This is a genomic window from Streptomyces sp. NPDC031670 (genome assembly GCF_055580545.1).
Genome location: NZ_JBVILC010000003.1, coordinates 389,271 through 412,947, shown reverse-complemented (window position 1 = coordinate 412,947; position 23,677 = coordinate 389,271). Strand labels below are relative to the sequence as shown.

At 71.0% G+C, this 23,677-nt stretch carries 18 protein-coding genes, 1 tRNA gene and 1 pseudogene; 8 read left to right on the top strand and 12 right to left on the bottom strand.

Going from position 1 to position 23,677, the window contains the following annotated elements:
* Nucleotides 1–25: 25 nt before the first annotated feature.
* The 3 genes from ACZ5ID_RS08970 to ACZ5ID_RS08960 form a co-directional block, all read right to left on the bottom strand.
* Nucleotides 26–2,083 carry a phosphocholine-specific phospholipase C gene (locus ACZ5ID_RS08970; protein ID WP_468894875.1) on the bottom strand — a complete coding sequence of 686 codons (2,058 nt, stop codon included), beginning with the start codon at nucleotides 2,081–2,083 and terminating at the stop codon, nucleotides 26–28.
* Nucleotides 2,084–2,302: 219 nt separating this feature from the next.
* Complete coding sequence (qcrB, locus tag ACZ5ID_RS08965; protein WP_468894873.1) at nucleotides 2,303–4,054, bottom strand: cytochrome bc1 complex cytochrome b subunit; 1,752 nt, start codon at nucleotides 4,052–4,054, stop codon at nucleotides 2,303–2,305.
* Between the two features lie 455 nt (nucleotides 4,055–4,509).
* Nucleotides 4,510–4,893: a hypothetical protein gene (locus tag ACZ5ID_RS08960; RefSeq protein WP_468894871.1), complete on the bottom strand. Its 384-nt coding sequence runs from the start codon at nucleotides 4,891–4,893 to the stop codon at nucleotides 4,510–4,512.
* 428 nt (nucleotides 4,894–5,321) lie between these two features.
* Between ACZ5ID_RS08960 and ACZ5ID_RS08955 the strand changes: the two genes are divergently transcribed.
* From ACZ5ID_RS08955 to ACZ5ID_RS08945, 3 genes and pseudogenes are all read left to right on the top strand, one after another.
* Nucleotides 5,322–5,702, top strand: a complete 381-nt coding sequence (locus ACZ5ID_RS08955; protein ID WP_468894869.1) for a hypothetical protein — start codon at nucleotides 5,322–5,324, stop codon at nucleotides 5,700–5,702.
* Nucleotides 5,699–5,872: a hypothetical protein gene (locus ACZ5ID_RS08950; RefSeq protein WP_468894867.1), complete on the top strand. Its 174-nt coding sequence runs from the start codon at nucleotides 5,699–5,701 to the stop codon at nucleotides 5,870–5,872. The genes ACZ5ID_RS08955 and ACZ5ID_RS08950 overlap by 4 nt, the downstream gene beginning before the upstream one ends.
* A 274-nt stretch (nucleotides 5,873–6,146) precedes the next feature.
* Nucleotides 6,147–6,400: pseudogene (locus ACZ5ID_RS08945) on the top strand (DUF6879 family protein); the annotation flags it as partial.
* 113 nt (nucleotides 6,401–6,513) lie between these two features.
* Here ACZ5ID_RS08945 and ACZ5ID_RS08940 read toward each other — a convergent pair.
* Nucleotides 6,514–6,601 (bottom strand) — tRNA-Leu (locus tag ACZ5ID_RS08940).
* A gap of 250 nt (nucleotides 6,602–6,851) precedes the next feature.
* Here ACZ5ID_RS08940 and ACZ5ID_RS08935 point away from each other — a divergent pair.
* Nucleotides 6,852–7,307 (top strand): peroxiredoxin, encoded by a 456-nt coding sequence (locus ACZ5ID_RS08935; protein ID WP_468894865.1) that lies wholly within the window; start codon nucleotides 6,852–6,854, stop codon nucleotides 7,305–7,307.
* Between the two features lie 91 nt (nucleotides 7,308–7,398).
* On the opposite strand, the gene ACZ5ID_RS08930 is transcribed toward ACZ5ID_RS08935, so the two are convergent.
* Nucleotides 7,399–8,337, bottom strand: coding sequence for a beta-ketoacyl-ACP synthase III (locus tag ACZ5ID_RS08930; RefSeq protein ID WP_468895091.1), 939 nt, complete (start codon nucleotides 8,335–8,337; stop codon nucleotides 7,399–7,401).
* Between the two features lie 370 nt (nucleotides 8,338–8,707).
* Here ACZ5ID_RS08930 and fdhD point away from each other — a divergent pair, with 370 nt between their 5' ends.
* On the top strand, nucleotides 8,708–9,559 hold the full coding sequence (gene fdhD, locus ACZ5ID_RS08925) for a formate dehydrogenase accessory sulfurtransferase FdhD (RefSeq protein ID WP_468894863.1): 852 nt from the start codon (nucleotides 8,708–8,710) through the stop codon (nucleotides 9,557–9,559).
* A gap of 109 nt (nucleotides 9,560–9,668) precedes the next feature.
* Here fdhD and ACZ5ID_RS08920 read toward each other — a convergent pair whose 3' ends face one another.
* On the bottom strand, nucleotides 9,669–10,124 hold the full coding sequence (locus ACZ5ID_RS08920) for a MarR family winged helix-turn-helix transcriptional regulator (RefSeq protein WP_406553338.1): 456 nt from the start codon (nucleotides 10,122–10,124) through the stop codon (nucleotides 9,669–9,671).
* A 107-nt stretch (nucleotides 10,125–10,231) separates the two neighbouring features.
* Here ACZ5ID_RS08920 and ACZ5ID_RS08915 point away from each other — a divergent pair, with 107 nt between their 5' ends.
* Nucleotides 10,232–11,134, top strand: a complete 903-nt coding sequence (locus ACZ5ID_RS08915; protein WP_468894861.1) for a quinone oxidoreductase family protein — start codon at nucleotides 10,232–10,234, stop codon at nucleotides 11,132–11,134.
* 254 nt (nucleotides 11,135–11,388) lie between these two features.
* Here the strand turns inward: ACZ5ID_RS08915 and ACZ5ID_RS08910 are convergent, their stop codons facing one another.
* Nucleotides 11,389–12,357, bottom strand: coding sequence for an Lrp/AsnC family transcriptional regulator (locus ACZ5ID_RS08910; protein WP_468894859.1), 969 nt, complete (start codon nucleotides 12,355–12,357; stop codon nucleotides 11,389–11,391).
* 113 nt (nucleotides 12,358–12,470) lie between these two features.
* Here ACZ5ID_RS08910 and ACZ5ID_RS08905 point away from each other — a divergent pair, with 113 nt between their 5' ends.
* Nucleotides 12,471–13,955 carry an MFS transporter gene (locus tag ACZ5ID_RS08905; RefSeq protein ID WP_468894857.1) on the top strand — a complete coding sequence of 495 codons (1,485 nt, stop codon included), beginning with the start codon at nucleotides 12,471–12,473 and terminating at the stop codon, nucleotides 13,953–13,955.
* Nucleotides 13,956–14,198: 243 nt separating this feature from the next.
* Nucleotides 14,199–15,998: an AMP-dependent synthetase/ligase gene (locus ACZ5ID_RS08900; RefSeq protein WP_468894855.1), complete on the top strand. Its 1,800-nt coding sequence runs from the start codon at nucleotides 14,199–14,201 to the stop codon at nucleotides 15,996–15,998.
* A gap of 60 nt (nucleotides 15,999–16,058) precedes the next feature.
* Here ACZ5ID_RS08900 and ACZ5ID_RS08895 read toward each other — a convergent pair whose 3' ends face one another.
* From ACZ5ID_RS08895 to ACZ5ID_RS08875, 5 genes are all read right to left on the bottom strand, one after another.
* A complete protein-coding gene (locus ACZ5ID_RS08895) occupies nucleotides 16,059–18,137 on the bottom strand; it encodes a PQQ-dependent sugar dehydrogenase (RefSeq protein ID WP_468894853.1) in 2,079 nt (692 codons plus the stop codon).
* A 20-nt stretch (nucleotides 18,138–18,157) separates the two neighbouring features.
* On the bottom strand, nucleotides 18,158–19,426 hold the full coding sequence (locus tag ACZ5ID_RS08890; RefSeq protein WP_468894851.1) for a glycosyl hydrolase family 8: 1,269 nt from the start codon (nucleotides 19,424–19,426) through the stop codon (nucleotides 18,158–18,160).
* 10 nt (nucleotides 19,427–19,436) lie between these two features.
* On the bottom strand, nucleotides 19,437–20,441 hold the full coding sequence (locus tag ACZ5ID_RS08885) for a chitinase (RefSeq protein WP_468894849.1): 1,005 nt from the start codon (nucleotides 20,439–20,441) through the stop codon (nucleotides 19,437–19,439).
* Between the two features lie 154 nt (nucleotides 20,442–20,595).
* The gene (locus tag ACZ5ID_RS08880) at nucleotides 20,596–22,416 is read right to left on the bottom strand and encodes a discoidin domain-containing protein (protein WP_468894847.1); all 1,821 of its coding nucleotides are present in this window, start codon (nucleotides 22,414–22,416) and stop codon (nucleotides 20,596–20,598) included.
* The gene (locus ACZ5ID_RS08875) at nucleotides 22,413–23,675 is read right to left on the bottom strand and encodes a glycoside hydrolase family 88/105 protein (protein WP_468894845.1); all 1,263 of its coding nucleotides are present in this window, start codon (nucleotides 23,673–23,675) and stop codon (nucleotides 22,413–22,415) included. The genes ACZ5ID_RS08880 and ACZ5ID_RS08875 overlap by 4 nt, the downstream gene beginning before the upstream one ends.
* Between the last annotated feature and the right edge of the window lie 2 nt (nucleotides 23,676–23,677).

Sequence of the window (23,677 nt, the reverse complement as noted above, 5' to 3'; positions counted from 1 at the left end):
GGCCCGGCCGTACGCGTCCGATCGCTCAGACGGTGAGGATCGCCGGGTCGCTGACGCCCGCCGCCCCGGTCTCCACATGTCCGGCGAACCGCCGCAGGAACACCGAACTGGCGCTGGACACCACCGACACGTCGTACCAGTGCCTGCTCGCCGTCAGGTCGACCGTGTACGTGACGGTCGCGCCCGGCCGGACGGTCAGCGCCTGGGAGGCGCCGCCGTACCCGTTGGTGACCGTCAGGCGCGCACTGGTCGTGCCCGCGTTGGTCAGCGTCAGGTCGAGGTTGCCGGTGACGGCGTTGTGCCGGGCTCGCACCTCGGGACCCGCGGCCCTGCCGGGGTTGCGGAAGGTGCGCAGGAACCCGTTGGGCCCGAAGACCGTGAGGTCGGTGGTGCCCTTGGAGTACGCGGTGTTCCAGGTGTCCGAGAGCGTCTTGCCCGCCTCGGTGGTGTAGGTCCACGGCCCGTCGGTGCGGTTCGGGGAGGTCACCAGGAACTGGGCGCCGGCCGAGGCGCCTCCGCCGAAGGTCAGCGTGAACCTGCCCGTGGCGGCGTTGGCCGAGCCGTCCACGCACGGCGCGTACCGCAGCGGCCGGGTCCTGCGCGAGCCCCGCTCCTGCCTGGGCACACTGCCGGTCGTGGGCGGCACCGGCACGTAGTCCGGGTGCCGGTCGCGGTCCGGCGGCACATAGCCGGCGGTGGAGGGCAGCGCGGCGGGCGCGGTGTCGGACTTGGCGAAGTCGAACGCCGAGGTCAGGTCGCCGCAGATGGCCCGCCGCCAGGGCGAGATATTGGGCTCCTGGACACCGAAGCGGCGCTCCATGAAGCGGATGATCGAGGTGTGGTCGAAGGTCTCGGAGCAGCTGTAGCCGCCGGTGGACCAGGGCGAGACGACGAGCATCGGGACGCGCTGGCCGAGCCCGTAGGCGCCCGCCGCGTAGGTGAGGCCACCGGTGTAGTAGTCGGCAGCGGTCGAGACCGTGGAGAGGCCCTGGTTGGCCGAGGAGGGCGGGAACGGCGGCACGATGTGGTCGAAGAAGCCGTCGTTCTCGTCGTACGTGATGAACAGCGCGGTCTTCGCCCACACATCGGGGTCGGAGGTGAGCGCGTCGAGCACCTGGGAGATGTACCAGGCGCCGTAGTTGGCGGGCCAGTTGGGGTGCTCGGTGAACGCCTCCGGCGCGGCGATCCAGGAGACCTGCGGCAGCTTCCCGCCCCGCACGTCGGCCTTGAGGATGTCGAAGAGGCCCTGCCCGGCCTTGGCGTTGGTGCCGGTGCGGGCCTTCTCGTACAGCGCGTCGCCCGGCTTGGCGTTGCGATAGCTGTTGAAGTACAGCAGGGAGTTGTCGCCGTAGTTGCCGCGGTAGGCGTCGTTGATCCAGCCCCAGCCGCCGGCGGCGTCCAGGCCGTCGCCGATGTCCTGGTAGATCTTCCAGGACACCCCGGCCTTCTCCAGACGCTCGGGGTACGTCGTCCAGCCGTACCCCTTCTCGTCGTTGCCGAGCACGGGGCCGCCGCCGGTGCCGTCGTTGCCGGTGTACCCGGTCCACATGTAGTAGCGGTTCGGGTCGGTGGAGCCGATGAACGAGCAGTGGTACGCGTCGCAGATGGTGAAGGCGTCGGCGAGCGCGTAGTGGAACGGGATGTCCTCACGGGTGAGGTACGCCATCGTGGTGGACGTCTTGGCGGGCACCCACTGGTCGTACTTGCCGTTGTTGAACGCCTTGTGGCCGCCGGCCCAGTCGTGGTTGAGGTCCTGGATGAACTGGAGCCCGAGGTTGTCGGCCTGGGGCCGGAAGGGCAGTACCTCCTTGCCGCCGCTCTCCTGGTGCCAGACCGACTTGCCGCTGGGAAGCGTGACCGGCCGCGGGTCGCCGAAGCCGCGGACGCCCTTGAGCGAGCCGAAGTAGTGGTCGAAGGAACGGTTCTCCTGCATCAGGACGACGATGTGCTCCACGTCCTGGATGCTGCCGGTGCTGCCCTGCGCCGGGATGGCGGCGGCGCGGGCGATGCTGTCGGACAGCATCGTGAGGGCGGCGGTGCCGCCGGCGAGCTGCATGAACCGGCGCCGATTGAGTTCAGCCATGAGTGAGGTGACCTCTGCAAGGGTGTGGGGACGGAAGCGATTCGGAGTGGAGTGTTCCAAGAACAGCGAGGAATACGGAAGACCCGGTGGCGGATCGGTGTCCCGCGGCGGTACGCGAGACGAACAGGACCCCGCCGCGGGGCGACGGGGTCCTTGGTGCGGGGCGCTGCGGGGTTGAGGGGCCGAGGAGGCCGGGGCGGCCGGGGCGGCCGAGGTGACTCAGCGCGGCTGCTGTTCCTGCTGCTCCTCCTGGTGCTCCTGCTCCTCGTGGCCGGGGAGCCGACCGCGACCGGGGAGCCGACCGTGGGCCTGGGCATGGCCGTGGCCGTGGCCGTGGCCGGAGTTCTGGATCTGCCGGTACTCCTCGACGGTGGCCTTGGGGATGTGCGAACCCGGTCCGTACAGGGCCCCGGCGAGCTTGGCGCGCAGCCGCTGGGAGCGGGTGACCTTGCGGCGGACGCCGTTCCCGTCGACCTCCGGGCCCAGTTCGTAGGGCGCGGGCTGCTCGTGGTGGGTGAGCTTGTAGAGCTGCCCCTGGTCGAGCGGCTCGTGCACCTCCACGTACTCGCCGTGCGGCAGCCGCTTGATGACGCCGCTCTCCCGGCCGTGCAGCGCCATCTCCCGGTCGCGGAGCTGGAGTCCCTGGCAGATGCGCTTGGTGACGATGAAGGTGAGGACCGGTCCGGCGAAGAAGGCGACGCGGACGAACCAGGTGATCGAGTTGATGGAGAGATGGAAGTGGGTGGCCCACAGGTCGTTGCCGCCGCCGATGAGGCAGACGAAGTACATGGCGAGCCAGGCCGTGCCGAGGCCGGTGCGGACGGGATGGTTGCGCGGCCGGTCCGCGATGTGGTGCTCGCGTTTGTCGCCGGTGACCCAGGCCTCGATGAAGGGGTACGCGCCGATCGCGGCGAGCAGCAGCGGGAAGAGCGTGAAGGGGATGAGGACGCCGAGGGCGAGCGTATGGCCCCAGGCGTTGATCTCCCATCCCGGCATCACCCGGATGAGCCCCTCGGAGAAGCCCAGGTACCAGTCGGGCTGGGCGCCGGTGGAGACGAGGTCCGGCCGGTAGGGGCCCATCGCCCAGACGGGGTTGATGGTCGCGACCGCGCCCATGATGGTCAGCAGCCCGAAGACCAGGAAGAAGAACCCGCCGGCCTTGGCGGTGTAGACGGGCATCAGGGGCGCGCCCACCACGTTCTTCTCGGAGCGGCCGGGTCCGGCGAACTGGGTGTGCTTGTGGTAGAAGACCAGGATCAGATGGGTGACGACCAGCCCCAGGATGAGCCCCGGCAGCAGCAGCACGTGCGCCGAGTAGAGCCGAGGGATGATGTCGTGCCCGGGGAACTCGCCGCCGAAGAGGAAGAAGGAGATGTACGTACCGATCACCGGGATCGACAGGATCGCGCCGTCGGCGAAGCGGATGCCGGTACCGGAGAGCAGATCGTCCGGGAGCGAGTAGCCGGTGAGGCCGGTGATGAGGGCCGTGAACAGGATGGTCCAGCCGAACAGCCAGTTCAGTTCGCGCGGCTTGCGGTAGGCGCCGGTGAAGAACACCCGCATCATGTGCACCAGCAGCCCGGCGCAGAAGACCAGCGCGGACCAGTGGTGGACCTGACGTATCAGCAGACCGCCGCGCACGTCGAAGCTGAGGTCGATGGTGGACTCGTAGGCCCTGGTCATCCGGACGCCGCTGAGCGGGGTGTACGAGCCGTGGTAGACGACCTCGACACCGCTCGGCTCGAAGAAGAGGGTCAGATAGATGCCGGTGAGGATGAGGACGAGAAAGCTGTAGAGGCAGATCTCCCCGAACATGAAGGACCAGTGGTCCGGGAAGATCTTGCGCATCTGGGTCCGGGCGATGGAGTAGATACCGAGCCGCCCGTCCGCCCAGTCGGCCAGCCGCTCGCCTTTCGCCGGCTCCGCGGGCCGCTCGGTGTCCTCCGTGCCGCTCCTGATATCGGTGCTCATGCGTCTCCCCCTCAGGCGTTCCATCCCTCAAGGCCTGTAACAGGGTAGACATCCGAACACCCGGGCCAACAGCCCCTACCCGGACGCGAGTTGAGTGAGCCGGACCACGCGGTCCGGGCGCCGATGGCCGGTCAGCCGGCCCGGCGGCGGTCGCGCGCGACGAACTCCCAGGTGGGCTCGGCTGCGGATGCGGCAGCGGGGGTGGCTGCGGCGGCGTCGGCTGCGGGCATGACGATGGCGTTCAAGTGTCGCTCCCCTGAGAGGCGTTCGGGATCGGAGTGAGGGGTGGGGGGTGGGTGACGTAACGACGGCGGCTCGCGACGCGGACCGAGAATACCAACCGGAGAGTCTACTTCACTAGCGGTCGGGCACGAAAACCGCGCGACCGAACGACCCGTATCGCCAGATAGGGGAGCTTTCCGCCCATCAAAAACCAGCAGACCGGTCGGATAACCTCACTCGGCCACGGGGAGGGCGGCCAGTACGTCCGGCGGAAGGGGATACCGCTGGGCGAGCGCGGCGATGATCTGATGGGCCACGTCCCGGTCGGCATCCGGGTCGGCCACCTCCGTGCCGGCTCCCCCCTCACCGCCGGCGAGGAGCCCGCTCAACTCGTCCCGTACGGACTGCTCGCACACCCCGTACGTACGGGCGTCGGCGAGCTGCTCGTCGACATAGCGGTGAACACGCTGGAGGGCGGCGCTGACGGGCCTGCCGTCGAACTCGGCCTTCACAGCGACCCCGCCGGCCCCTTCCCGCCCCTCGGCGGGCGCCGCCAGCAGGCCGATCACGGCGTCCTTCACATCGAGACGGGTCAGAAAGACGCTGACGACGGTCATCACTGCTGCTCCTTGCCGGTCGTGACACTGGTTCGTGGCGCGGGGGTGGGGCACCGGCCACGGACCGTGTGTATCGCATGGGGCTATAGGGAGACTTGCCCGCAGGGGGATTGACCGGGGGGATCCACCGGCGGCGGGACGGTGGCCGGAGCGCTGGAGGGACGACCGGGGCAAGCGGGGGCGGGCGTACCGTGGTTGCGAGGCGCTTTCCTCCTCCGACAGGCAGGGCCATGGCGACAACACCTGGGGACCGGCTGGTCGAGCTTCGCACGCGTCGTGGCCTGACGCAGGAGCAGCTTGCGGGGAGCCCGACGACGCGCCGCCTCCGACCATCGCCCAGCTTCGCGAGAGCATCCGCAGCACCGAACGGATCCGTCGCCGAGGTGAGCTCACGAAGATCACCGCGCTCCTGCCGATCCTGTTGGCGGATGGCCGAAGAGGTCGCGGTCCGGATGGCGGAGCGTATCGAGCCCGGATTCAGGTCGGCGCCGATCGACCTGTCACGGTGGGGGATTCTTCTTCTTCGTGGCGCAAGTGCCGCGGTCCGGGCGCAACGCACCGCCACCGCCGCAGAGTTGCTGTCGTTGGCCACGGCGGCAGCCGCGCGCATCGGCCTCGACCGACTCGACTACGCGACGCCCTTCGGCCCGACGAATGCCGCAGTGGCGGCGGTGAACGCGTATGCGGACATGGGGAAGCCGGACAAGGCCCTGAGTCACGCCAGGCGCATCACCGACTCGGCCGGCCTGCCCCCCCCACCTGGCTTGCCCGGCATCATCTGGACCGCGCTCTGGCCTATGCGGACATGAACCGCGATCCCGAAGCCACCAGGGCTCTGCTGGCTGCTGAACGGACGGCCCCCGAGTGGATGCGGTACCACTCCACCTCCCGCCATCTCGTCATCGAGCTGCGGGAGCGCGAACGGCGCCGTGGTTCGCCCATCAGAGATCTGGCGGCTCGTTTGGAGGTCGAGAACTGACCAGGACACCGCGTCCTACCTGAGGTGCGCACTCGCACGCCCTCTCCCTGGGCTGAGATCGCTTGCGGCCGCAAGGTATTCACAACCGATGAAGCGGCCCGGAGGCATGCAGCATGACGAACACACGTGAGCGCGGAACGATCCTCACGGACTGGAAGCGGGGCACTGCCGTATTCGACAGGCCGCGGTCAGGGGTATGAGGTGAGCCGGCTAGGGAAGATCGCTCGCCTCCTGCCGATGAGGCCCCTTGGGGGGAGCGGGCAGCATCCCAACCACCGGCGAACGCGACGTGGACCCTGCCTCTGCCTGCTGGGCGCCTTGGGTTGACCTGATTCGCGGCACCGTGGCCCGGGGAGTCGTCGTCCGGCGGGCCCGTGTGGTGTCGGAGCCGGTCATGAGTACATCCGGTACGAGCACGCCGGCACCGTGGTGAACCTCTACGCCGGGGAACAGGTGCGCTGGCTTCCCCGCCGTCAGGCATCCGACATCGCTCTTCCCGGGAACGACTGCTGGGTGTTCGACGGGAAACCGTGCTCTTCAACCTGCATCCGCGGCTCTTCGCTGTGGCTGGAGTCCGGCCAAGGCGTCACGCACCACTGCACCACAAACGCAGAAAACCCCAGATCAACTGGGGTTTTCGCTGGTGTCCGAGGGGGGACTTGAACCCCCACGCCCGATAAAGGGCACTAGCACCTCAAGCTAGCGCGTCTGCCATTCCGCCACCCGGACAAGGTGTCTTTCGCGCGGGCTCGTTCCCCGCGGCGACAGAGATAACTCTACCAGGGGTTCGAGGTGGTGTTCACCCGCATATTGCGTGGTCAGGCGAGTGGGGGGCCTTCGCCGGGGTGGGGTGGTGGGCGGTCCGGGCCGTGGTCGGTGGGGGTGGGGGGCCCAGCGTGGTCGGTCGGGTGCCGAGCGTGACGCGCGTCCCGTTCCCCGGCCCCGTGCCTCCCCCCTCCGCGAGTGGTTGACTGCGCGCATGAGAATTGGCGACACCGTCGACGACTTCAAGCTCCCCGACGAGACCGGCACCCCGCGCACCCTCTCCGGGCTCGTGGCCGAGGGTCCCGTGGTGCTCTTCTTCTATCCCGCCGCCTTCACCCCCGGCTGCACCGCCGAGGCCTGCCACTTCCGCGACATCGCCGGGGAGTTGCGGGCTCTCGGGGCCCAGCCCGTGGGGATCAGCGCCGACGCGGTGGAGCGGCAGGCGGAGTTCGCGCGGAAGCACTCCTTCGGCTATCCGCTCCTCTCGGACGCCGACGGTGCCGTACGGGAGGCGTTCGGCGTCCGGCGCGGGTTCAGCATCGCCCCGACCAAGCGCGTCACCTTCGTCATCGACACGGATCTGCGCGTGCTGGAGATCGTCAGGAGCGAGATCCGGATGAGCGTCCACGCCGACCGCGCCCTCGCCGCCCTGCGCGGGCGCGCCACCTAGGCGGGAGGCCGCCACCGGGGCGGGGGGCCGCCGTCTGGGCCGAAGCCCGGCGCCCGGGCGGGGGACCGCCGCCTGGGCGGACCCCGGCGCGTCACGGGCAGCGGATGACCTGACCCGCGTACGACAGGTTGCCGCCGAAACCGAAGAGCAGGACCGGGTCGCCGGTGCCGATCTCGCCGCGTTCCACCAGCTTCGACAGGGCCATCGGGATGCTCGCGGCCGAGGTGTTGCCGGAGTCGACGACATCGCGGGCGATCACCGCGTTCACCGCGCCGATCTTGCGGGCCACCGGCTCGATGATGCGCAGATTGGCCTGGTGCAGGACGACCGCGGCCAGGTCCTCGGGGGTGACCCCGGCGCGCTCGCAGACCCGGCGGGCGATCGGCGGCAGCTGGGTGGTGGCCCAGCGGTAGACGGCCTGGCCCTCCTGGGCGAAGACGGGCGGGGTGCCCTCGATCCGTACGGCGTGGCCCATCTCGGGGACCGAGCCCCACAGCACCGAGCCGATCAGCTCCTCCTGCGACGCCTCCACCACGGCCGCGCCCGCGCCGTCGCCGACCAGGACGCACGTGGTGCGGTCGGTCCAGTCGGTGATGGCGGTCATCTTGTCCGCGCCGATGACCAGGGCCCGGGTGGACGAGCCGGCCCGTACGGCGTGGTCGGCGGTGGCCAGGGCGTGGGTGAAGCCCGCGCAGACGACGTTGAGGTCGAGGACGGCGGGCGCGCCCATGCCGAGGCGGGCGGCGACCCGGGCCGCGGTGTTCGGGGAGCGGTCGACCGCCGTGGAGGTGGCGACCAGGACCAGGTCGATGTCGGCCGGGGTCAGCCCGGCGGCGGCCAGTGCCTTGGCGCCGGCGTGCGCGGCCAGTTCGTCGACGGGCTCGTCCGGCCCGGCGACATGGCGGGTGCGGATGCCGACCCGGCTCCTGATCCACTCGTCGCTGGTCTCGACCATGGCGGCGAGCTCGTCGTTGGTGAGCACCTTGGCGGGCTGGTAGTGCCCGAGCGCGACGACGCGTGAGCCTCGCATGCCGGTCATGCCACGGTTTCCCCTCGTAGGACATCAGGAGCCAACCAGTCTTCGTGGCTACCGACCGGTACAGAGGCAAGAGATCCCACAGGCTTCCCGGCGTGCCTTTGGAGCCTTGTGTCAGCGGCGGGACGGCCCGCCCCGTCCGTGCAGGACAATGAGGTGGCCGGGGCCGCCCCGCCGCACCACAACCCGGTGGCCCACGGCACACTTTGCGTCACCGGCCCCTTCGGATTCCCGCACGTACCCGGCGCCGGCCGGTCACGGAGGGCGACTAACGAAACCGGCACAGAGACCGGCACCAAACCCGGCACGAACCCCGGCAAGAAAACCGGCACGAAAACCGGTCGGAAAACGAAGGAATTGCGTCATGGGACGGGTCACCGAGCGCCGCCGCGTCATCCGCATCCGGGACGGGGCCGTCTCCGCCCGGCCGGACACGCTGGTGGCCGAGGAGCCACTGGAGATCCGGCTGAACGGCCGGCCGCTCGCCATCACCATGCGCACCCCCGGCGACGACTTCGCGCTCGCGGCCGGGTTCCTGGTCAGCGAGGGGGTGATCGCGGCGGCCGACGACGTGCAGTCGATCGTCTACTGCGCCGGAGCGACCGCCGAGGGCGTCAACACGTACAACGTGGTCGACGTGCGGCTCTCCCCCGGCGTCGAAGTCCCGGACATCACGCTGGAGCGCAACGTGTACACCACGTCCTCGTGCGGGCTGTGCGGCAAGGCCAGCCTGGACGCCGTACGGACGCAGGCGCGCTTCCCGATCGCCGACACTCCCCCGGTCCGGGTGACGCCCGGACTGCTCGCGAGCCTCCCCGACCGGCTGCGGGCGGCCCAGCGGGTCTTCGACCGGACCGGCGGTCTGCACGCCGCCGCGCTCTTCTCGCCGGACGGCGAACTGCTCGACGTACGGGAGGACGTGGGGCGGCACAACGCGGTGGACAAGCTGGTGGGGCGGGCGCTCCAGGAGGGTCGGCTGCCCCTGTCCCGGTCGGTGCTGCTGGTGTCGGGGCGGGCCTCGTTCGAGCTGGCCCAGAAGGCCGTGATGGCCGGGATACCGCTGCTCGCCGCCGTCTCGGCGCCCTCCTCGCTCGCCGTGGACCTGGCCGCGGAGACGGGCCTGACCCTGGTGGGCTTCCTGCGGGGCGCCTCCATGAACGTGTACGCGGGCGAGCACCGGATCGCCCTGGAGGTTCCCGCCCCCGTGCAGGACTGAGGAGGGCCGCCGACCGCGGCGCCGGCACCAGCGGGTGCGGCCGGTGAGGAGCACCTCCGCCCCGGCCGGGGCGGAGCTCCCGTCCCCGCGCCCCGTCCGTCCCGCCCGGTTACTCGGGCTCCTCCACTCCGATCCGTCGCAGCAGCTCCATCAGCTGCTCACGTTCGGCCGCGCTCAGCGGCGCGAGAAGGGTGTCGTTGGCCCGTTCGGCCGCCGCGGCGCAGCGCGTCAGCATCGCCTCGCCCTCCGGAGTGACCGTCACCGCGTTCTTGCGGCGGTCGCGGGGGTCCGGTTCGCGTACGACATAGCCGTCGGCCTGAAGGTCGTTGAGGACGCCGACCAGGTCCTTGGGGTCGAGCGCGATCCGGCGCCCGAGGTCGGCCTGGGCGAGCGGGCCGTGCTCGGAGACGGCGGCCAGCACGGCGTGGTGCCACATCTTGGCGCCCTCGCGCCCGATGGCCCGCGCCACCATGCTCCGGCCCCGGGCGGCCACCCGGCCCAGGACCCAACTGGGCAGCGTCTGGATGCGCTGGAGGGCGGGGAGGGAGTCGGCGTGTTCGGTCACGTCACCGACCCTACCCTCAAACCATTGGACTTCCCAACGATTCATCGTTTACCGTTGGGACCACCAACGAATTCCGTCGGTGAACCACCCACATACCGGGAGAGTCCATGCGCCGTGTTCGCTTCGAGGTCAACGGCGGCCCCGAGGTCCTGTTCGTCGAGGACGTCGAGGCCCCCGCGCCCGGCCCCGGCGAGCTGCTGATCCGTACCGACGCGATCGGCGTCACCCTGCCCGTCGTCCGCAAGGTCCGCGAGGGAAAGGAGCCGTTCCCGCTCGGCGGCGAGGTCGCGGGCACGGTGGCCGCGGTCGGCGAGGGCGTCACCGCCTTCGCCGTGGGCGAGCGCGTGACGGGGCTCTGCTTCTCGTACGGGTACGCCGAACTGGCCGTCCTGCACGAGTCCATGACCTCCCGCGTCCCCGACCACGCCACCCCCGTCGAGGCGGTCGCGCTCGTCCGCAGCGGTCTGGTGGCGCGGGGCGCCCACGAGGCGGCGCGCCCCGGGCCCGGGGAATCGGTGCTGGTGACGGCGGCGGCGAGCGCGGTGGGGCAGCTCGCCCTCCAGCTGGCCCGGGCGGGCGGGGCGAGCCGGGTGGTGGCGGCGGTGAGCTCGGCCGACAAGGCGGCCTTCGTACGGGAGAAGGGCGCCGACGAGGTGGTGCTCTACGGCGACGCGTCCTGGGGCGAGCCGGTCGACGTCGTCCTCGACGGTGTGGGCGGCGAGGTGCTCGCCCCGGCGGTGCGGGCGCTCGCCCCCGGCGGCCGGCTGGTCGCCTTCGGCTCGGGCGGTGGCACGGTCGAGGTCTACGACCTGCTCGTCGGCGGGAAGTCGGTGATCGCCTTCCAGATGGCGATGATCGCGCGCGGCAGGCCCGAGCTGTACGCGGCCTGGCGCGAGGAGCTGTGGGAGCTGCACCGCACCGGGAAGCTGCGCGCGGCCGTCCACGCGCATCGGCTCATCGAGTCACGGCGCAACCTGGGCAAGGTCGTACTCGTCACCGGCGCCGCGTGACGGCGGCGGGCGGCGCCGCGCCCGGGGCGGCCGGTGCCGCCTCCTTCAGCGGGTGGTCGCCGCGGCCCGGGCGGGCCTCGGGGTGATGGTGTACGCCCGAGGACTGGCCCCACCCGCCCGTACCGCTGTCGGCACGGTCGGGGCTGTCCGGGCCGGGACCGGTGCACTTCGTGCTGCCGCACGGACGGGCCGGCGTCGTCCCTCGACGCGGGAAGCGGCGGACGCGCACGCGTCGGCGATCCCGGCGAGCGGCCTCAGCCCGCGTACGTCAGCCGTTTGACCTGGCGCAGCAGAGGCGCGGTCTCGACGTGCCGGACGCCCTCCAGCATGCCGAGCTTCTCGCTGAGGTACGTGTAGAGCCCGGCCGCGTCCCGGCAGATGACCACCGCGACGAGGTTGGCCGGACCCGAGGTGGCACCGGCGAAGGCCACCTCCGGGTGGGCGGCCAGGGCCTCGCCCACCGAGGCCAGGGCCGATGGCGCCACCGTGATCCACAGCAGCGCCCGGCTGTGGAAGCCGAACCGGGCCGTGTCGAACTCGACGTCGAAGAACACGGCCCCCCAGCGCACCAGCTGGTCCAGGCGCCGCTTGACGGCGGACTCCGAACGCCCGGTGGCCTTCTGGAGCTCGGGATAGCCCGCCCGGCCGTTGCGGGCCAGCGCGGCGATCAGGGTTTCGTCCGACTCGTCGAGCCGGATCGGCCCGCCCGGGGGCTCCACCGGTGCGGGCAGCAGCGCGGCCCGCTCCTCGGCGGTGAGCGCCGAGTCCTTGGTGAACCAGCCGAGCGGGCCGCCGTAGAAACGGTGGAGCAGCTGGTGGGCGCCGATCTCGACGATGCTCGGGGTGCGCGGCAGCTTGCCGAGCAGCAATGCCTCGTGGTCCTCGGGCCGGCGTGTCTCGGTCGTGCACACCACCTCGGTGCCGCCCGAGGTCAGCCCGATCCAGGCGGTGTCGGGGCGCCGCGCCAGCGCGGTGGCGATGGAGACGGAGGCGTCCGGGGTGCAGCGCAGCCGCAGCATCCAGCGGGTGTGGCCGAGCCGCTCGGTGTCGCGGGCCCCGACGACACGCAGCTCGCCCTCCGCGTACAGCCTGCGGTAGCGGCGGGCGACGGTCTGGTCGGAGACACCGAGCACGGCGGCGATCCGGCTGAACGGGGCCCGGCCGTCCAGGACGAGCGCGCTCACCAGACGCTGGTCGAGGTCATCGAACTCGGGTGAATCCATCGGCCTGTGCCCCCGTGATGTCGGATTCCTGCGTGATCGGCGAACTGGGTGGAACTTCGGTCCGGCCTCGATCGATCGTACGGGACGACGAACGACTGATCCGGAGGAATGTGATGCGCAAGTGGGGGCCGTTGGTCGCCGTGTGTCTGGGAACGTTCATGCTGCTGCTGGACGTGACCATCGTGACGGTGGCGCTGCCGGACATGGCGAGTTCGCTGGACGCCTCGCTGTCGAGCCTGCAGTGGGTGATCGACGTATACGCGCTGGCGCTGGCCGCGCTGCTGCTCGGGGCCGGTGCGGGCGCGGACCGGGCCGGGCGCCGGAAGTTCTACGCGGCGGGCACGGTGCTCTTCGCGGGCGCCTCCCTCGCCTGCGGCCTCGCGGACGACGCGGGCACGCTGATCGCGATGCGCGCGCTCCAGGGCGTCGGCGCCGCCGCGATGTTCGCGACCACCCTGCCCCTGCTCGGCGCCGCCTACCAGGGCCGTGACCGCTCGGTGGCGCTCGGGGTGTGGGGCGCGGTCAACGGCGCCGCCGCGGCGCTCGGCCCGATCCTGGGCGGGCTGCTCACCGAGGGGTTCGGTTGGCGGTGGATATTCTTCGTCAACCTTCCGGTGAGCGCCGCCGCGGTGTGGCTGACGCTGCGGGTGGTCCCGGAGTCCAAGAGCCCGGCGGGCGGGCGCACCGACTGGGCGGGCACGGCCCTGTTCGCGCTCTTCGCCGGAACCCTCACCTACGGGGCGGTGAACGCGGGCTCCGACGGCTGGGGCGCCACCCGCACCCTGCTCTCCTTCGCCGTGGCGGTGGCCGCCCTGTTGGTCTTCGTCGTGGTGGAGAGCCGCACCGAGCATCCGCTGATGGATCTGTCGCTGCTGCGGCGCCCTGCCTTCGTCGGCGTGCTGATGGCGGCGCTCGCGCTGAACTCGGCCGCCTTCGGAGTGCTCCCGTACACCTCGATCTGGCTCCAGACGCTCCTGGGCATGAGCCCGGTGACCGGCGGCCTGGCGCTGGTGCCGCTGGCGCTGGCCTCGTTCGCGACCTCGGCGCTCGGCGGCCGGTTCCTGCACGGCGTCTCGCAGCGGCTGCTGCTCTGCCTCGGGCTGCTGCTCATCGCCGCCGGACTGTTCGGGCAGGCGCTGCTGGACGCGGGCTCGGACTGGACGGCGCTGGTGGCGGGGCTGGTGGTGACCGGTGTCGGCGTCGGCCTGGTCAGCCCGGCGCTCGCGTCGGCCGCGCTCGCGTCGGTGCCGCAGCGCAGCAGCGGTATGGCGACCGGCGCGATGAACGCCGTGCGCCAGCTCGGCTACGCGGTCGGCATCGCGGTGTTCGGCACCCTCGCCACCTCCCGGATGGCCGACTCGCTGGACAGCACCTCCGAGGCACGGGCGCTGGCGGGCGGCGCAGCCGGGTCGCTGCGCGGCCGGGTCCCCGACGAGGCGCTGCACACCGCCTTCGCCTCGGGTCTGAACGGCGCCGCGGTGGCGGCCGGGGTGCTTGCCGTGGTGGCCGGGCTCGCGGTCTTCGCGCTGGTACGGACGCCGTCGGCGGCGCCCGCGCAGGTACGGACCAACGGCCCGGTGCCGGTAGAGCGGGCGTGACCAGGTCGTACAGATTCCGTGGAGAAAAGACGGCCCGCTCCTGACTCCAGGGTCAGAATGGGGGGACGCTCGGGCCGGACGGGGCCGTTTCCACGGTGCTGACCTGTAGTGATGCCGATCACTGCCGCACTTGACCGCATTCCTTGACGCCCCTCCCCCCGGGACCCCGGGTGGGGTACCGTCACCGGCGCTGTGCGGAGCGCCACAAGGAGCAAGGTATTGCGCGAGTTCACTGTCCCACCCATGGCGACGGCGCCTCACGTCGGCGGGCTCGCGGACGTGGTGTTCGACCATGCCCTGGACGATCCGGACCGGGTCGCGCTGGCCCGCAAGGACGCGGCGGGCCAGTGGCAGGACGTGAGCTCGGCGCGCTTCCGCGACGAGGTGCTGGCGCTCGCCAAGGGGCTGATCGCGGACGGTGTGCGGTTCGGGGACCGGGTCGCCGTGATGTCGAGGACCCGCTATGAGTGGACGCTCTTCGACTTCGCGCTCTGGTCCATCGGCGCCCAGCCGGTGCCCATCTACCCGACCTCCTCCGCCGAGCAGGTCTTCTGGATGCTGCACGACTCCGAGGTCACCGCGTGCGTGGTCGAGCACGAGGACCACGCCATGACCATCGGCTCGGTCGTGGACCGGCTGCCGCACCTCAAACGCCTGTGGCAGCTGGACGCGGGGGCGCTGGCCGAACTCCTGGCGGCGGGCGAGCAGATCGACGACGACGTGGTGCACCGCCACCGGCGCGCGGTCACCCCCGAGTCGACCGCGACCGTCATCTACACCTCCGGCACCACCGGCCGCCCCAAGGGCTGTGTGATCACCCACGCCAACTTCATGTTCGAGGCGGACACCATGGTCGCCCGCTGGGAGCCGGTCTTCCACTCGCGCCCCGGCGACGAGGCCTCGACGCTGCTCTTCCTGCCGCTGGCGCACGTCTTCGGCCGGATGGTGGAGGTCGCCGCGGTCCGGGGCCGGGTGAAGCTGGGCCACCAGCCCGCGCTGTCCGCCTCCGCGCTCCTGCCCGACCTCCGGTCGCTGCGGCCCACCTTCATCCTGGCGGTCCCGTACATCTTCGAGAAGGTCTTCAACACCGCCCGCCGGCGCGCCGAGGCGGAGGGGAAGAGAGCCGCCTTCGACAAGGCCGTCGACATCGCGGTGAAGTACGCGGAGGCGATGGAGGAGAAGGCCTTCGGGCTGGGCCCGGGGCCCTCGGCGGCGCTGCGGATGCAGCACCAGTTCTTCGAGAAGGTCGTGTACGGCAAGGTCCGCGACGCGATGGGCGGCAGGGTGCGGCACGCCATGTCCGGCGGTTCCAGCATGGGCCGCCGCCTCGGGCTGTTCTTCGCCGGAGCCGGGGTGACGATCTACGAGGGGTACGGTCTGACCGAGTCCACGGCCGCCGCCACCGCCAACCCGCCCGAGCGCACCCGGTTCGGCACCGTCGGCCAGCCGGTACCGGGCACCACCGTGCACATCGCGGAGGACGGCGAGGTGTGGCTCCACGGCGGCCAGGTCTTCTCCGGCTACCTCAACGAGCCCAAGGCGACCGAGCGTGTTCTCAAGGACGGCTGGCTGGCCACCGGTGACATCGGCGCGCTCGACGAGGACGGCTATCTGACCATCACCGGCCGCAAGAAGGAGATCCTGGTGACCTCCGGCGGCAAGAGCGTCTCGCCGGTGGCCCTGGAGGAGCGGGTGCGCGCGCACCCGCTGGTGGCCCAGTGCATCGTCGTCGGGGACGACCGCCCCTACATCGCGGCCCTGGTCACCCTCGACCAGGAGGGCGTCGACCACTGGCTGGCGATGCGCAACAAACCGTCGATGACCCCGTCGGAGCTCGTACGCGACCCCGACCTGGAGACCGAGGTGCGGCGCGCGGTGGTCGCCGCCAACACCCTGGTCTCCACAGCCGAGCAGATCCGTACCTTCCGGATCCTCGCCCATCAGTTCACCGAGGAGCACGGTCTGCTCACCCCGTCGCTGAAGCTCAAGCGGCGGGCCATCGAGGAGGCCTACACGGTGGAGGTGGACGCCCTGTACCGCTGAGCCGTCGCGGTACAGGGCGGGCCGCCCCCTCTCAGCCGGCCGGGGCTCCTCCCCTCCGGCTCACTTGATCTGCGCCTTGAAGACCTTGTCCGAGCCCGCGGGCGCGTGGCCGTTGTTGTCGCAGTTGGTGGTCGACAGCCACAGCGCGTCCTCCCCCGGCACCTTGGTGACCGTGCGCAGCCGGCCGTAGGAGCCCACGTAGTACGCGGTCGGTGTGCCCACCGTCTCCGTGTCACCGTTGATCGGGACGCGCCAGAGCCGTTCGCCCTTGAGCGCCGCCATGTAGATGACGTTGCGGACGATGGCGATCCCGCTGGGCGAGGCCTGCGCGACGGGCCACGACGCCTTCGGGTTGGTCATTCCGGCCGTGGAGCAGGGGCCCTCGCACACCGGCCAGCCGTAGTTGCCGCCCGGCTTGATGAGGTTGAGCTCGTCCTTGGAGCTGTTGCCGAACTCGGCCTCCCACAGCCGGCCGCTCCGGTCGAAGGCCAGGCCCTGCGGGTTGCGGTGGCCGTAGCTGTAGACGTAGGTGCCGAACGGGTTGCCGGGGGCCGGTTTGCCGTCGGTGGTCATCCGCAGGATCTTGCCGTTGAGGGAGGCCTTGTCCTGGGCGAGGTCGGGGCTCTGGGCCTCGCCGGTCGAGGCGTACAGATACCCGTCCGGGCCGAAGGCGAGCCGCCCGCCGTTGTGGTACTTGCTCTTCTTGATCCCCTTGAGTAGGACGGTGTACTCACCGAGCGAACCGCCGTCGTACGTCATACGCACCACCCGGTTGCCCTCGGCGGCGCTGTGCATGAAGTAGACGCGGTGGTTGGTGGCCCACTTCGGGTCCACCGCGACACCCATCAGACCGCCCTCACCGTCGGTGGTGACCGCGTTGGGTACGGTTCCGACCTGCGTCTTCGTGCCGTTCGGGGTCAATGTGAAGACCTTGAAGCTGTCCCGCTCGGTGACCAGGGCGCCGGATCCGTCCGGCAGCCAGAAGGTGCCCCACGGGATGGTCCAGCCGCTGGAGAGCGTGCCGATGGAGGACGGCACACCGCCGTCGCTGCGGCAGGCGCCCGTGGTGAAGGTGACCGCGTTGCCCGGTGGCGAGGTGTTGCCGCCGGCGTCCCTGGCGACCACGGTCAGGGTGTACGGGCTGTCGCAGGCGAGCCCGGTCACGGTGACGGCGGTGGCAGGGGGTGTGCCGGTGACGGTCTTGTAGACGCCGGCGCCGCTGCGCACCTCGTAGGCGGTGACCCCCTTGTCGTCGCTGGAGGCGCCCCACTTCAGGTCAGCGCTGTCGGCGGTGACACGGGACGCGGTGAGGGTGCCGGGGGTGGTCGGCGGGGAGGTGTCGGTGCTGGGGCGGGTGGTGCAGTCGGCGGCGGCGCTGGCCGGGGAGACGTTCTGGGCCGCGTCCCGGGCGAACACCGTCAGGTTGTAGGGGGTGTTGGGGCTCAGGCCCGTGAGGGTGTCGGAGGTGAGGTTGCCCGCCACCTCGTCGATCTTGTTGCCGTGTTCGTAGACGTCGTACATCGACACACCCACGTTGTCGCTGGAGGCGCCCCAGCTCAGGGTGAGCGAGTCCTCCGTGACGGCCGAACAGGTGGGCGCGCCGGGTGCGGTGGGTGCCTGGCCGTCGCCGCCGGAGGCCTGGACGTCGAGGTAGTCGAGGTTGGCGAGGCCCGCCGCGGTGGTGGCGCTGAGCCGGACCTTGTTGGCGCCCGCCCGCACCGGCGCGGAGAGGGTGGAGGTGGTCCAGGTGTCCCAGTCGGCGGTGGGCCCGAAGGCGCGGGCGGCGGCGACGGTGGCGCCGTTGACCTGGACGTCGGCGGGGCGGTCGGCGGTGGTGCCGTTGGCGTAGCGCACACCGAGCGTGGCGTTGCCGGCGGCGGGGGCGTCGACCGTGAACTCCACATACGCGCCCACCGCGTTGCCGGAGTTGACGAACCCGGTGCCGGAGTAGCCGGAGTGGTTGCTGTCGACGGTGGAGCCGGCCGAGTAGGCGGCCTTCTCCGCCTCGTAACGGGCGGGGGCGGCGGAGGCCGAGGGGGGCACCGCCTGCACCAGCGCCGCACAGAGCAGCAGCACGGCGCCGGCGGCCGTCTTCCTCGTGAGGCCGCGCACGGGCCGTGGGGGTGGAGCGAATCGCATCTGCTGTCCCTTCACCCTCATTACGGCACCCAGTAGTTGCCGGACGCGACGATCATGGACTGGAGCTGGACGCTGGCTCCGTAGTAGAGCTTGGGGTCCACCTTTGCGCCGGCGAGCTTGTCCCACAGCGCGTCGAGCCAGGCCTGCGAGCCGGGGTCGGTGAGCGCCGTGACGGCGAAGGGCGCGGTGAACGCCATGTCGTGGCCGTTCTCGAACGCCGAGCCGTTGAGACGGTAGCCGGTGCCGATCTTGTCCGGGTCGCCGCCGGTCTTGGCCCTGATCCAGCTGTTGAGCTTGCGCGCGGAGGCGAGCGAGGCGGCGTCGCCGCTGGTCACCGCGTCCGCGCCGATCCGCCACGGGTCGCGGCAGGCGTTCCAGCCGAAGTCGCCGTCGTGGGAGCTCTCCAAAACCTTGCCCGACGCGGGCTTGGGCGTCTTGTCGGTACCGATGACGAAGTCGGCCAGCAGCCCTGTGGAGTCGGCGTACTTCGACTGCTGGGAGGTGATCAGCTTCTGGTGCGCGCCGCGGATCGTGTCCCAGGCGCTGTCGCCGGTGGCGGCCCGGAAGGCGCGGAAGTGATCGGTCATCCAGTCCGAGGAGCGGGTGATCCAGTGGTGGGACTCGCCGGAGTCGGACCAGTCACCGAGCAGCATGAGGTGGGTGGTGGGGTTGACCTCGCTCTTCTTGATGGCGGCGATGTGCTTCACCGCCAGCGCCCTGTAGTCGTAGGTGCCACCGCTCCCCCACTGCCGGTCGGCGAGCAGCAGTCCGTACGCCACGTCGAGGTCGCCGTCGGTGGCCGAGTCGGAGCCGTCGACGCTTTTGCAGGAGGAGTCCTGCTCGGCGGCGAGCAGCCCGGAGTTGTTCACCGAGGGGTGGGCCAGGGTGTATTTGACGAGTCCGTCGAAGATCTTCTTCGCGTCGGTGTCCGCCCCCGCCATCAGGGCGGTGACGACCATCCCGTACCCCTGTCCCTCGGCCACATAGGGGTGGTCGGCGTCCGGCGAGAGCACCTGGTACCAGCCGTTGCCGCAGTTCTGTTTCACGAAGGCGGCCTTCCACGCCCGGTAGGTGGCGACGACCTGCTGGTCGAGCGCCGACTGCGCGCCGCTGGGCTTCAGCGTGCCCGCCGCGTAGGGGAACCGGTGGCTGCCGAAGGGGACGGCCGGGCCCGCGTCGGCCGCGGCTGCGGGCTGGGGGGTGGTGAGCGCGCCGGTCAGGAGGGCCGCGACACCGGCGAGGGCGCCTGCCACCGGGAGGCGGCGCCGGACGGTCTGCTGCATGGTCATCTCGGCTCCCTCAGCCCGTGTACTGGACGACGATCCTGGTGAAGGCGTAGGGCGCCTGGGAGACCCCGCTGCACGAGTCCCCGCTGCCGCCGCCCGAGCCGCACTGCCGGTCGCGGTTGACCGACCAGAAGGAGAACCGCGCGATGTGGTGCTGCCGGGCGTAGCCGAGGATGGTCTGGAAGTCGCCGGTGGTGACGGTCTCGCCCGCCTCGTCGGTCCTGCCGTTCATGGAGGACACCCCGATGTGGCGGTAGGCGGTGTCGTCGCCGTAGCCGTACGCGCTCTTCACCGCGGCCTTCAGCCCTTCGAGGGCGCTCACGGTCGCGGAGCCCATGGAGCCGCTGTGGCCGCCGAAGTCGAACGGCATGATCACCCAGCCGTCGTTGGCGAGCCCGGCCGCGGCGCCCTTCTTGATGAGGTCCTTGCCGTTGGCGTCCGGGCCGCCGGGCGTGGTCCCCATGGTCACGTAGGTGACGATGCCGGGGTTGGCGTTCTTGACGATCTTGAGTGCGTCGACGACCCGCTTGCGGACCGTCGCGTTGGAGAACTCGGTGTTCTCGATGTCGATGTCCAGCGCCTTCAGGTGGTACGCGTTGATCACCTTCTGGTAGGCGCCGGCCAGCGCGGAGGCGCTGGAGCACTTCTCGCCGAGCTTGTTGCCGCTCCAGCCGCCGACGGAGACGACGACGTCACCGCCCGCGCCCCGGATGGCGTTGATGGCGGACTGGTCCGAGCCGCCGGTCAGCGCCCGTGTGCCGTCCCACTTGGGGTTGCAGCCGCCGTCGGAGAGCGCGAACGCGAGGGTGAACCACTTGACGCCGGTGGCGGCCATGACGTCGGTGGGCTTCTGCGGGTTGCCCCAGCCCAAGTACTCGTAGGGGGCGGCGGCCATGGTGCCCGCGGCGAGCGGCGGGGAGGCGACGGCCCTGGATCCGGAGGCGACCAGGGGCAGGACGAGACAGCCGAGGCCGGCGGCGACCGCGGCGGCGCGGCGTCGGGGAGCGGCAGCGTGCATGGGGGGTTCCTTCCGAGGGGGGAGAGTTAGGAAAGCTTCCTAACCAACACTGCATAGAGCAGTGCCTGAAGGGCCTGATGTCAATGGCCCGGACCGCCCCAACTGCCCTGCGAGCAGGGCGCCTTGGGGTGGTTTGGCGGGAGAGCGCCCGGGATCAGCCCCGGTCGGGGCGGCCCGGTGCGGTGGACGCGGGGTACGCCGAGCCGAGCCAGGACTCGTCGATCCGCAGGCGCTTGTAGCGGGCGGTGTCCGAGGCGGCGGCGTAGGTGCTGGTGACTTCGAGCCGGACATGGCGGGTGGTGGTCGCCGGGAGGTCGACGAACGCCACGCCCCGGGCGCTGGGGAGCGTGCCGGATCTCACCGGACTCCCCCAGTGGCTCCCGTCCGCGCTGACGTACACCTTGTAGCCCTTGATACGCGCCGACTGCTCGGTGTCCGAGCGGGCGTAACTCACGGAGTCCTCACGCTGGTTCACGCCCAGGTACCGCACCTTCCTGGCCGTGCCGAGGTCGTAGTCGAGCCGGACGGGAAGCGTCCCAGCGTTGTCCCAGTACGTCAGACAACTCCCGTCGGCGGCGGCCGACGCGGGGTGCCCGCTCGCCGCGGCGCCGGCGGTCAGGGTGTAGCCCGAGGCGGGAATGATCCCGGTCCGGCCGGCCGTGGTGACCTTGAAGACGGTGTCGTACGGGTCCCAGCCGCCCAGACCGCTGAGCGTGAGCGTGCCACCGGACTGGCTGTGGGCGATGGCGGCGCCCGTACGGAGGTTGGTCACCCCGGTCACCCGGTAGCCGTTGTCGCGCAGTTGGAGCGTGGGGGTGCTGGGAGGGGTGAGGACATGGATGTACTGACGGTCGGGATCGGCCCTGCCGACGGTGGTGACGCCGTGGGCACCGTCGTTCCAGAAGCCGGGCTTGAGCCCGCCGTACAGGTATCCGCCGCCCTCGACGCCGTGCAGCGACTCCCAGATGGGGTTCAGATAGCCGTCGGCGAAATCGTTGAAGGAAGCCTGGTTCGACGGGAACTCCCCGTTCACCTGGGCCGTTTCCGCCATGAGGGCTTTCACCGACGATCCGGCGTTGGTGATGAGCCGTCCCAGCGTGAGCCGCTTGTCGACGCCCGGATTCGTTCCGTCGTACCACCAGGCGCCGGTGGACGGCAGTTTGAAGTCGGCCTCGGTGAGGCGGGGCTGGGCCGTGTAGAGCGCCTGCGGATAGTCGTAGGCGGGGCTCATCCCGGTCTTCTGCTCGTTGCTGATCATATCCATGACCGGCGTGTCTTCGTTGTTGTTGCTGAGCGTGAAGGAGGGGCGTCTCTGCTGGATCTGGGTGTAGAGGTGATGGCTCTCCCAGTAGGCGTTGTCGTTGTCGATCCAGAAGCCGCCGAGGTCGGGGTAGCGGTCCATGACCTCGAAGAAGTTGTCGTAGCTGAACTGCCCGAACCCGTCGCGGGTGGTCAGGTCGACGGCGCTTCCCTTGTACGAGGAGTAGCCGGCGGAGTCCAGCCACTCATGGCCGCCCTCGTTGTGCCACTGGGGGTCGTCGGTCATGTAGAGGATGGTCTTCAGGCCCTTTGCCTTGGCCGCCGCGATCAGCTCGCCCAGGAAGTCCCGCTCGGTCGAGCAGCTGCCGGGGATCTTCGAGGGCCAGGGCCGCGCGTAGCCGAGGCGGCTGTGGAAGGTGGCCAGGACCAGGTACTGGGCGTGCAGCTTCTGGGCCTCCCTCACCCAGTAGTCGGGCGTCCAGCCACCACGGGTGACGTCCGCCTCCCAGCCCGAACAGCTGGTGTGCGCGGGCGCGGTCCGCTCGCCCCAGTGCAGGAAGAGCCCCGAGGTGGAGGCGCGCAGGAAGTCCTGGCGCGGGTTCTGGAGGTCGGCCCGTGCGGGTCCTTGGAAGGAGAGCGCGCCGAGCGCGAGCGCGAGGACGAGCAGGACGCGGGCGAGGGCGCCGCCGCCTCTGTTCGTGCCGGTGTTCGTCATCGGTCCGCCCCCAGTTGCTCATTCATGATCAGGAAGGCGCCGAGGCCGTGGAAGTCGTTGGTGGCCCGGGTGCGGGCGACGTAGTAGGCGTAGTCGCCGACGTTGGTTCCGACGGAGATGTCGGTGAGCTCGGTGCGGCCGTCCGCGCCGAGCGAGATCCGGGCGAGGACGCCCCGGTGGCCGCGCTGGGCGACGGCTTCGTAGCGCGGGTCGATGTACCCCTGCCGGACCGCACGGTCCAGCGCGTAGGTGAACATGCTGGAGCAGGACGTCTCGGTCCAGTCGTCCGGCCTGGCGCCCTGGTCGACGACCTGGAACCAGCGACCGCTCCGGGGGTCCTGATAGCGCTCCAGAGCGCCCGCGAGGCGGCGCAGATACGTGAGGAGCTCGGCCCGCCGGGGGTGCGTGACGGGCAGCGCGTCCAGGACGCCGACGCTCGCCATCGAGTACCAGCCGATGGCGCGGCACCAGGGTTCGGGGGCGAGCCCGGTGGACCTGTCGGCCCAGACCGCGCTGCGCGACTCGTCGTACGCGTGCTTGAGCAGTCCTCCGGCGACCTGCAGATGCCGTCCGTAGACCGCCAGTTGTGCGGCGGCCTCGTCGTCGGCGGATGCGGAGTCGCCGAACTCCTTGCCGTACTCGACGAGGAACGGGTCGACCATGTACACCCCGTCCGCCCACAGCTGATGGGCGCGGCTGCTGGTGTCGGCGTGCCAGAAGCCGCCGTCGGCGGTGCGCGGATAGGTGTTGAGACGGTCGCGGATCTTCTTGGCGGCGATCCGGTAGCGGTCCTGCCCGATCTCGTGGTGGAGGATCACGAGCAGACGGCCCGTCTGCATGCTGTCGAGGCTGTTGAAGCTCTGCCCGATTCCGCCCGAGCCGTCCACGAAACGGTCGACGTAACTCCTGATGTACGCCAGCAGCTCGGGGTCGTGGGTGCGCCGGTAGACCTGGTACTGGCCGAAGAGGTACAGCCCGACCGGATAGGACCAGCCACCGATCGACGCGGGGGTGTAGCGGGCCATGGTCGACTTCGTCATGGCGACCGACCAGTCCACGGAACGGGCGTCGGAGCGGGTGCCCGAGGCAGAGGCCGGTCGGTGCGGGGCGGCGGTGGCGGGCGCGGTGGCGGTCAGGCCGCCCGCCGTGAGCGCGGCGGCCAGGGCGGCCGTGAGCAGGCGGGGAGCGCAGCGGGGGCGCCGGCGAGCGGCTCGGGGAGTGGGGTGTGACGTGGAGTGGGGGGCGCGGGTGGTCGTCATGG

Bases quoted from the DNA above. Each gene is read 5' to 3' on its own strand.
- ACZ5ID_RS08970 (WP_468894875.1), bottom strand. From the start codon at position 2,083: ATGGCTGAACTCAATCGGCGCCGGTTCATGCAGCTCGCCGGCGGCACC.
- qcrB (WP_468894873.1), bottom strand. From the start codon at position 4,054: ATGAGCACCGATATCAGGAGCGGCACGGAGGACACCGAGCGGCCCGCG.
- ACZ5ID_RS08960 (WP_468894871.1), bottom strand. From the start codon at position 4,893: ATGACCGTCGTCAGCGTCTTTCTGACCCGTCTCGATGTGAAGGACGCC.
- ACZ5ID_RS08955 (WP_468894869.1), top strand. From the start codon at position 5,322: ATGGCCGAAGAGGTCGCGGTCCGGATGGCGGAGCGTATCGAGCCCGGA.
- ACZ5ID_RS08950 (WP_468894867.1), top strand. From the start codon at position 5,699: ATGAACCGCGATCCCGAAGCCACCAGGGCTCTGCTGGCTGCTGAACGG.
- ACZ5ID_RS08935 (WP_468894865.1), top strand. From the start codon at position 6,852: ATGAGAATTGGCGACACCGTCGACGACTTCAAGCTCCCCGACGAGACC.
- ACZ5ID_RS08930 (WP_468895091.1), bottom strand. From the start codon at position 8,337: ATGCGAGGCTCACGCGTCGTCGCGCTCGGGCACTACCAGCCCGCCAAG.
- fdhD (WP_468894863.1), top strand. From the start codon at position 8,708: ATGGGACGGGTCACCGAGCGCCGCCGCGTCATCCGCATCCGGGACGGG.
- ACZ5ID_RS08915 (WP_468894861.1), top strand. From the start codon at position 10,232: ATGCGCCGTGTTCGCTTCGAGGTCAACGGCGGCCCCGAGGTCCTGTTC.
- ACZ5ID_RS08910 (WP_468894859.1), bottom strand. From the start codon at position 12,357: ATGGATTCACCCGAGTTCGATGACCTCGACCAGCGTCTGGTGAGCGCG.
- ACZ5ID_RS08905 (WP_468894857.1), top strand. From the start codon at position 12,471: ATGCGCAAGTGGGGGCCGTTGGTCGCCGTGTGTCTGGGAACGTTCATG.
- ACZ5ID_RS08900 (WP_468894855.1), top strand. From the start codon at position 14,199: ATGGCGACGGCGCCTCACGTCGGCGGGCTCGCGGACGTGGTGTTCGAC.
- ACZ5ID_RS08895 (WP_468894853.1), bottom strand. From the start codon at position 18,137: ATGCGATTCGCTCCACCCCCACGGCCCGTGCGCGGCCTCACGAGGAAG.
- ACZ5ID_RS08890 (WP_468894851.1), bottom strand. From the start codon at position 19,426: ATGACCATGCAGCAGACCGTCCGGCGCCGCCTCCCGGTGGCAGGCGCC.
- ACZ5ID_RS08885 (WP_468894849.1), bottom strand. From the start codon at position 20,441: ATGCACGCTGCCGCTCCCCGACGCCGCGCCGCCGCGGTCGCCGCCGGC.
- ACZ5ID_RS08880 (WP_468894847.1), bottom strand. From the start codon at position 22,416: ATGACGAACACCGGCACGAACAGAGGCGGCGGCGCCCTCGCCCGCGTC.
- ACZ5ID_RS08875 (WP_468894845.1), bottom strand. From the start codon at position 23,675: ATGACGACCACCCGCGCCCCCCACTCCACGTCACACCCCACTCCCCGA.